We start from the raw sequence: 1458 nt of genomic DNA, 5'->3' as shown, positions 1-1458 counted from the left end.
CCCGGGCATGAATGCCCGGGCTTGCAGCTCGTGACCATCACTGGCGGTGGTGGCCCGGCCGCGTCCAGATCTCACGCAATGAGGGTGAGTTCAGGGGCCGTTGACTGGACCCCGCAGACCCACGCCAGCCACCCGCGGTGGGCGATGTTGTGGGACGAGTTGAGGTCGGCGTGCTCAACGAAGCCGCAGACCCGGCACGCGAAACGGGCCTGGGAGGGCCGGTTGCCGCGCTCGATGTGGTGGCACTGGGAGCATTCCTGGCTGGTGTACGCCGGATCGACGTACACGACCGGCACCCCGGCGCGTTTCGCCTTGTAGGCGATGAAGGCGCCGAGCTGGGCGAAGGGCCAGGAGTGGAGCGTGGTGCGTTGGGGCTTTCTGAGCCGTGCCCGCTCACGGATACCGCCCAGGTCCTCCAGGGCGATCCCGCGACCGGTGCGTTCAGCCTCCGCCACGATCCCTTTGCTGATCTTGTGGTTGATGTCCTTGTTGCGGCGGGCCTCACGGCCCGCGTACTTCTTCGCCCGCCGCTTCGCGGACTTGGTGTTCTTCTGCTGCAGCTTGCGCCGCAATTCCCGGTCCTTGGCCCGCTTCCGGTTGATGCGGCGCCCGGAGTGCTTCACGCCGTCAGAGGTGGCGGCGACGTTCACGATGCCCAGATCGACGCCGAGGAAGGCCACCGGGTGGGCATTCAGTCTCTGTTCGGGGATCTCGCAGGTCGCGATCAAGAACCAGGTTCCGTCCCGGCACAGCAGGTCCGACTCACCGTGGCGGTGCGCGGCCAGCACGGCCAGTTGCTCGGCCTGTCCGGTGAACGCCAGCCCCTTGAGTCGGCCGGCCGTGGTCCAGATCGACACCGTGCGCTGCTCGTGCTGCCAGGACAGCATCCGGTCGTCGTACGGCTGCGCCGCCTCCGGCCGGAAGACGATCGGCTTGCCCGCGGCTCGGGTGTGCCGTTTGGTGCCGGGCCGCCCGTACCGTCCGGCCCGCAGGTTCGCCTTCAAGGTGGTGTAGGCGTCGCAGGTCTTCTTGATCGCGTGCTGGGCAGCCTGCGCCCCCAGCCCCCACCGGCCCCTGACCTCGGCATAGGTGTGCTTGCGCAGGGCCAGCGGGCGGCGTGCATCCTTCTCGAACGCCACCTGGGCGGCCCAGGTGGCCGCCTCGTTGCAGGCGTGCAGGGTCGCCTCAAGTGCCTCCGCCTGCACGGGCGTTGGCTCCAGCTTGACCTGCACCACCAGCTTCACGATCACCGAACGTACACACCCGTACGAGATGCCACCGCATGTTCCCCTCCCTTCACCCGAACGAGTGGCCCATGCCCTTCTTCGGACGCCAGCGATCCCGGCTCCGCCGGGAAGCACCCGGCCGCTTCGCGGCCCTGTCACCTCCGGCCGATACCGCGGCGCTCCGCACCGCCACCACCGGATGCGATTCCTCCCGGGCGTGAACGCCCGGGGT

At 69.0% G+C, this 1458-nt stretch carries 1 protein-coding gene; it reads right to left on the bottom strand.

Annotation, left to right across the window (positions count from 1 at the left end; translation table 11 throughout):
• Positions 1 to 71: 71 nt before the first annotated feature.
• Complete coding sequence (locus ADL12_RS21755) at positions 72 to 1244, bottom strand: RNA-guided endonuclease InsQ/TnpB family protein (RefSeq protein ID WP_062704350.1); 1173 nt, start codon at positions 1242 to 1244, stop codon at positions 72 to 74.
• Positions 1245 to 1458: the final 214 nt, after the last annotated feature.

Origin of the sequence: Streptomyces regalis, assembly GCF_001509475.1 — a bacterium.
Classification (GTDB): Bacteria; Actinomycetota; Actinomycetes; order Streptomycetales; family Streptomycetaceae; genus Streptomyces; species Streptomyces regalis.
The sequence above is the reverse complement of the archived record's forward strand: the minus strand, read 5'-3'. Positions and strand labels throughout refer to the sequence as shown.